Genomic DNA, 6,277 nt, shown 5'->3' with positions numbered 1-6,277 from the left:
TTGGCCCAAAGTCAGGATAAGAAGCGAATCCAGAGAACCAGTTCTAATTACGGTCTTAGAAAGGGCACTTTGAATTATGCAATGGCATTGCGACTGGTCACGCCCGCCGATCCGCAGAAGCCATCACAACGCGGGCGTGACCAGTCGCGCCCCTACAATCTCCATAAACTCCAAGCGTGCTAGAGTGTTGAGTCAGCATCGTAATCGTTGATTTCGAGTGCACGGCGGTATTTCACAACCGCTCCGCCATCGGGGGGAGTGAGCTTGCCTGTATTCCTTTTAATTTTTGTGAATCCTTTTGCTTGCGTTCGCATAGTTCAGCCTCAAATTTCGAGACTCTAGATTTTTAATGGCTAGGCCGAAGTAGCTCAGTTGGTAGAGCAATTCATTCGTAATGAATAGGTCGACGGTTCGACTCCGTTCTTCGGCTCCATTTTCAAGCCCCTTGCTTGGTATAAGCTTGGGGGTTTTTATTTGCCTGTTTTTCTGTTGGGCCTGATACCGATTCTAAGAATATATGATCTATAAGCTTGGGCTTTGCGTAGCCTCGAAACTTTGTTTCCATGCGTCGCCTTCGGCTATGCAGGACACAGTCGGGGGGCGATCGGCATCGCCCCGGTTCCGAGAACCGAGGTTACAAAAGACATATCTATTAGGACCAAACTTTATTCGAATGGGCCTGAGTGGACACAAAACAGCCCGCAGCAGGGCGAGGCCTGTGCGGGCTGTGGAGAAAAGCTGTTAGCTTGGGGTGTTTAAGACACCAAGTTGGCTTTGATGTAATCGAAGCTCATTTTTAGGGAATCGAAGGGATCGCCGGGGCAGCTGTCTTGTTCGACGATGAACCACTCACAACCGGATGCTTCCGCTGCGGCGATGATGGGCTTGAAGTCGAGGTTTCCGTAGCCGATCTCATGCATGATGGGGGTGTTGCCTTCGCGCACGCCGACATCCTTGAGGTGGAGTAGGGGCAGGCGCCCCTTGAGCATTTTGCACCATTCTACGACGTTGCCGCCGCCGAGTTGCACCCAGTAGGTGTCGGGCTCGAAGTGGAGGTTTTCGGCGGAGGTTTGCTCTGCGATGTGTTGCAATGCTGGCTTGCCGTCCCACTTGTAGAATTCGTTGGCGTGGTTGTGGTAAGTTAATACGAGGCCCGCTTCCCGCAACACTGCACCTGCTTTGTCGAGTTGCTGGATTAATTTATTGCGTGACTCCGCATCTGTGAAATCGACGTCTCTTGGGAATGGATAGGCGGTGTATTGGGTGCCTAGCTTCTTTAGGCGCTCGACGACCTTTTCAGGCTCGTCGAGAATCATGTCGCTGGGCTCGTGAGTGGCGCAGATGGTGAGACCATTTTCAGCACACACAGCTGCGATTTCTTCGGCTGGCATGACGTCGTGGCCCATGCCGGAGATTTGTACTGCCTTGTAGCCGATGTCGGCTATCTTTTTCATACTCGCACGGAAGTCTTCGGGAGTCTGGATAAAGTCACGAATGGTGTACGTGATGAGAGCAACTTGTTCAATTTTCATAATAGTTTGAAATTTTTGGATCTTTAGCGTGCTTGATCGGCGACTGCTTGTGCTTGTAGTGATAGTCTGGAGGCGGCAAAGGCATGTTCTTGTGTCATTGCGTTTTCGGTGCGATTGAGGCAGTCGAGTATCAGTTGACCAAAGAAGGGAAAGCCGACTTGCCCCTTTACCTGCATGACTTGTTCGCCTTCGTTGTTCGCGAGTATGATGGTGTCGGAGTCGTTGCTACGCCCAAAATCAAAGTACTTGCGAATTTCAATGGTGCCCTTGGTGCCGGTAATGAAACTGCGGCCGTCGCCCCAACCGCGCATGCCATCGGGGGTGAACCAATTGACGCGTGAGAAGCACTGGACGCCATTTTCAAGGATCATGACTGCTTGGCCGACATCTTCCAAACCAGGCTTGTCCGCATTGGCACGGTTGTCCACCGCGGCGTGGGCGATGCTGCCCTTGGTGCAGCGAGTGTAGTGCAGGAATTGGTCGAATTGGTGCGAAGCGATGTCGGTCAGGATGCCGCCGTATTGCGCTTTATCAAAGAACCAGCCAGGTCGGCCCGCTTTGCTTAGGCGGTGTGGACCGAAAATCTCCATGTGCACGATGTCGCCGATGACGCCGTCTTGGATCAATTGGTCGGCGTACCACGCAGATTCCACGTGCACGCGCTCCGAGTAATATACCATGTATTTCTGTCCGGTCGCGGCGACGACTTTTTCCGCCTCAGCGAGTTGCTCCAGGGAAGTGAAGGGGCACTTATCGGTGAAGTAGTCCTTGCCCGCTTGCATGACTTGACAGCCGATCGGTCCGCGTTGATTGGGGATGGCCGCGGCGGCGACTAAGTGGACATCGGAGGCTAGCACTTCTTCGAAGCTCGCTGCTATATGCACACTGGGGAATTTTTCTTTGAGGCTTTCGATGCGTGTCGCATCGGGCTCATAGATCATTGTCAGTTCAGCGCCAGCTTCGGTCAGGCCGTTGATCATGCCGTAAATGTGGCCGTGATCAAAGTGGGCGGCTGCAAAGCTAAATTGGCCGGGGTTGACGACTGGCTGCGGTTTGGCCGCAGTCGGTGCGTAATTCATTCCATCATTGGCATTTGTCATAAGCGTAAGGGGCTCTGTCTTGTCTAAGTGAGTGTGTGGATTGCTTGGAAAAAGTTAGAAGCTGCCACTGAGGTCCGCGACCTTTGAGCTTTTAACTTCTGGCTTCACATAAGTGGAGTTTTCGATCTTAGACTGTAGTAAGCGTGCGTAGGCAGCCCCGTCGAGTGGCAGGTTGACACTGGTGTTTTCGAAGGCTGAGAATAGCATGGCGTTGGCCAGTTCGACTGAATGGATACCTTCGCCTGCTGGAGCAATTAGCTGTTCTCCATTTAGAATCGCGTTGGTGAAGTTTTTAAGGATTCCGTTATGCTGCTCGCCGCTGCCGGAAATTGGGATGTCAATATTCCAAACACTTGGTTTTACAAATGCTGTATCTGCTGTCTGGTTATGCTCACTGACGAGTTGCTCTGTGCGAGTGAAGCTAATTTTGCCGTCTTCCACTACTAGTTTGCCGCGATCGCAGGCTACCTCTAAGCGGTTGGTGCCAGGAGCTTCACCCGTTGTAGTGATGAAGACGCCAGTGGCTCCATTCGGGTATTCTAAAATTGCGGTCACAGCATCTTCGACTTCGATATTGTGAAAGCGCCCGAATTGGCAATTGGCCGTTATCTTGGAGGGCATGCCAAAGATCCACTGAAGCAGGTCCAGATTGTGAGGGCATTGGTTGAGTAGTACGCCGCCACCTTCGCCGCCCCAAGTGGCACGCCAACCGCCGGATGCGTAGTAGTTTTCGGTGCGATACCAGTCGGTGATGATCCAGTTGATGCGCTGCACACTCCCAAGTTCGCCGGATTCGATGAGCGATTTAACTTTGCAATAGGCTGGGTCCGTGCGTTGATTAAACATTGCACTGAAGACCAGCTTCGGATCCTGCCATGCTGCAATTAAACGCTCACAGTCTTCCTTGTGCACTGAAATTGGTTTTTCGACGAGTGTGTGCAGCCCTGCTTCGAGTGCGGCTATGCCCAACGTGGTATGTGCATAGTGAGGCGTCGCAATGAGAACGGCGTCCACTGTGCCTGACTGGATCAGTTCGATCCCCTCGCTAAATTTAGGGGTGTCGGGATATTTTTCCAGACGTTCCGGATTTTGATCGGCAATGGCTGCAAGTTCCAGACCGGGGATTTTCCCTTCCAGAATATTGTTTGCATGGCTCTGGCCCATGTTGCCAATTCCGATAATGCCGAGGCGGACAGTTTTGTTTTTAGTCATGTGCACAATATTACTGATTTCAGCTGTTTTTTTCAATGGACTCATGAAGCAAATCTTTGCACTATTGAAACATCTAATGAAGTGCCCTGATTTATTTGATAGCTCGATTGAGATCGTATCGCCGCCATTTGTGCACGAGAGTGTAGGAGAGTGGAATTGGCAGACCAACGGCGAACAACACTGGAACTTGTGGGTGTGTCTAGAAGGGAAGGCTGTGATTGAGTGCGATGGCGTGGAATACCCAGTACAGCCTTGGACTGCATTCTTATTTAGCGCAGGATCGAAACTTGTCGGCCGTTCGCTTGCAGTGGCTAAATCAATACGTAACTTTAGTATTCACATTAGCTTGGGGGCAGAGAATGCACGCTTGCTGAAAGGTAGATTGTTGGGGATTGAACTTCACGAACCGAACAATGTGAATAGCTTGATTAATTTAGCTATACGACTTTCGGCTTATCCTGACAGTTTTGCACAGCAGCAATTACAGAGCTTAACTTTAAGTATGATCGGGATTTTATGGCGTGAATCGATCCAACCTGTTCAGACAGATGCAGCATGGCTAATTTACCGTCAGCTGGATCGTATTCATGCTGGGCAAGATATGTTCCGCACAGTTGATGAATTGGCATCAGAAGTGAATTTATCACGCATTCACTATGGCAGATGTTTTCGACAGCTAACCAACGAGTCGCCCAACCGCTATCTTATCTTGAAGCGAGTCGAGCGTGCATGCGTATTACTGACACAAACGAATTGGGGAATCGACGCTGTGGCTCGGTCGATTGGGTATAACGATATTTATTTCTTTAGTCGTCAATTTAGACGAGTGAAGGGCTGTAGCCCCAGTCAATATCGTGACGCTGCTGGAAAATAAATCTGTATGGGTGCCAATAACCGAACCAACGATGCCTTCATTCGCACAGTGGGAATGAAGGCACAGTGGGCATGAAGGCTTGGCTATATGTAAATTTGCGCCCTACAGGGATCGATTATTATCGCTCTAAAGATACCTTGAATTCCTGGAGGTAGAGAATCTTGGGCTGCTTGGAGTACTTTGCTTGGGTATCGATGGCAACTAACGAAATGAAGTTTTGGTCTAAATCAACGACCTGCCCATCGAGGATCAATTGGTCGTCGATAGTGATGGAGGCTGTATTATTGGGGTGAAGGTCAATGATGACGGTACTGCCTTCGTCGATGGGGGTGGGGAGACTGCCAGAGCTGTCTTTGTCTTTCACACTAAAGGTGCAACTGGTCTCACCATAAATGAGAGAGAGTGCATAGTCGCCTTCATAAGCTTTGCGTGACTGTGCACTGGCCCCAAAACGAAAGCGGCAGAGCACGCCGGGGTTGGACTTACCAAAAGTATAACTGAATCGCAGTGTTTTGCCGCCAGTTGCTACCGACGCCCAGTCTCCATTATAGCTGAGCCATAGTTCAGATGTGTAATCTGAGTCCGGACGATCCCATTCTCCGGTCTTCAAGGCAATCTTTGAACTGCCGCCCTGGCTTCGAACCACACTGCGCCAGTCATTTTGTTGGTGACTGACACTACTGAGGAAATCGGATTCTTTGAGGTGATTATCAAAGCGTTTTAACTTAAAGCTGCTGTCACTGATGGTCGTTTTAGGGGGCTTGATACTTGGGACGCCCATTTCGCTCGCCTGAGCGACAGACGTGATAAAGTTCAGAGCAATAAGTATTACGCAGGTTAAGCTTCGAGTGTGACGTTTCATGTGTGCGAATTTCGCGATAATATTACAATAAATCGAATATAAAATAAATGTGCCATCGTATAGGTTCATTTACCATAAGGTCAACTTGTATACAAAGTGTCCTAAAATTTGAAGGATTATTTTACATTCACCCTGAGTCAATGCTGTGATTGCTGCGAGAGTAGGCAGACTATAATTGCAGCATGTGTTGTAGTTCGACATAGCTGTCGCTTAGAATTTTGAGAGTTTCAATGGTCGCCAGCAGGCTCAACCATGTGATCAGGATGAGTACTAGCGTGATGGCAACTTTCCAATAGCGGTGCAGGGTGGGGTGCCACCAGATTAGTGGGAGGCCGAGGGGGCCAATGCATCCAAGGATTAAAACTAAGTATACTTTGCGAAAATACCATTTTGGCACTTCGGCTGTAGGCTGTTGGGCCTGGACTGCTTGCGTACTCGTCTGCAGGAACTCACCACAGTGTTTGCACTTGATCGCAGCGTCTTGAATCTCTTCAGCACAGAATGGGCACAGCTTCATAGCACTGGATCAATAGTCTATTTTCTCCGAGTAGCAACTCGCAATCGATCGTATGAATTGTGCAGGCATGGGGAGAGGTGTTATGCCAATTCGAAAAAAGTTTGGTCCTAATAGATATATCTTTTGTAACCTCGGTTCTAGGAACCGGGGCGATGCCGATCGCTCCCCGAAACAAAGTTT

At 49.8% G+C, this 6,277-nt stretch carries 8 protein-coding genes and 1 tRNA gene; 3 read left to right on the top strand and 6 right to left on the bottom strand.

Annotation, left to right across the window (positions count from 1 at the left end; genetic code table 11):
• On the top strand, nucleotides 1-183 hold a 183-nt coding region (locus QEH59_RS18035; protein ID WP_308986782.1), incomplete at its 5' end, for a hypothetical protein.
• Here the strand turns inward: QEH59_RS18035 and QEH59_RS18030 are convergent.
• Complete coding sequence (locus tag QEH59_RS18030; protein WP_308986781.1) at nucleotides 180-314, bottom strand: hypothetical protein; 135 nt, start codon at nucleotides 312-314, stop codon at nucleotides 180-182. The genes QEH59_RS18035 and QEH59_RS18030 overlap by 4 nt on opposite strands.
• A 43-nt stretch (nucleotides 315-357) precedes the next feature.
• Between QEH59_RS18030 and QEH59_RS18025 the strand changes: the two genes are divergently transcribed.
• A tRNA-Thr gene (locus QEH59_RS18025) sits at nucleotides 358-433 on the top strand.
• Nucleotides 434-755: 322 nt separating this feature from the next.
• Here the strand turns inward: QEH59_RS18025 and QEH59_RS18020 are convergent.
• From QEH59_RS18020 to QEH59_RS18010, 3 genes are read right to left on the bottom strand one after another with little or no spacing between them, the layout of a single operon-like run.
• The gene (locus tag QEH59_RS18020) at nucleotides 756-1,532 is read right to left on the bottom strand and encodes a sugar phosphate isomerase/epimerase family protein (RefSeq protein WP_308986780.1); all 777 of its coding nucleotides are present in this window, start codon (nucleotides 1,530-1,532) and stop codon (nucleotides 756-758) included.
• Nucleotides 1,533-1,555: 23 nt separating this feature from the next.
• Nucleotides 1,556-2,632, bottom strand: coding sequence for a Gfo/Idh/MocA family protein (locus QEH59_RS18015; protein ID WP_308986779.1), 1,077 nt, complete (start codon nucleotides 2,630-2,632; stop codon nucleotides 1,556-1,558).
• 54 nt (nucleotides 2,633-2,686) lie between these two features.
• Nucleotides 2,687-3,844, bottom strand: coding sequence for a Gfo/Idh/MocA family protein (locus tag QEH59_RS18010; protein WP_425609266.1), 1,158 nt, complete (start codon nucleotides 3,842-3,844; stop codon nucleotides 2,687-2,689).
• 43 nt (nucleotides 3,845-3,887) lie between these two features.
• Here QEH59_RS18010 and QEH59_RS18005 point away from each other — a divergent pair, with 43 nt between their 5' ends.
• Nucleotides 3,888-4,718 carry a helix-turn-helix domain-containing protein gene (locus QEH59_RS18005; protein ID WP_308986777.1) on the top strand — a complete coding sequence of 277 codons (831 nt, stop codon included), beginning with the start codon at nucleotides 3,888-3,890 and terminating at the stop codon, nucleotides 4,716-4,718.
• Nucleotides 4,719-4,836: 118 nt separating this feature from the next.
• On the opposite strand, the gene QEH59_RS18000 is transcribed toward QEH59_RS18005, so the two are convergent.
• Nucleotides 4,837-5,580 (bottom strand): hypothetical protein, encoded by a 744-nt coding sequence (locus QEH59_RS18000; protein WP_308986776.1) that lies wholly within the window; start codon nucleotides 5,578-5,580, stop codon nucleotides 4,837-4,839.
• A gap of 169 nt (nucleotides 5,581-5,749) precedes the next feature.
• Nucleotides 5,750-6,097: a hypothetical protein gene (locus QEH59_RS17995; protein WP_308986775.1), complete on the bottom strand. Its 348-nt coding sequence runs from the start codon at nucleotides 6,095-6,097 to the stop codon at nucleotides 5,750-5,752.
• Nucleotides 6,098-6,277: the final 180 nt, after the last annotated feature.

The organism is Thalassobacterium sedimentorum, from assembly GCF_031127905.1.
GTDB lineage: Bacteria > Verrucomicrobiota > Verrucomicrobiia > Opitutales > Coraliomargaritaceae > Thalassobacterium > Thalassobacterium sedimentorum.
Note: the sequence above shows the minus strand (reverse complement) of the source record. Positions and strands in the feature narration are given on the sequence as shown.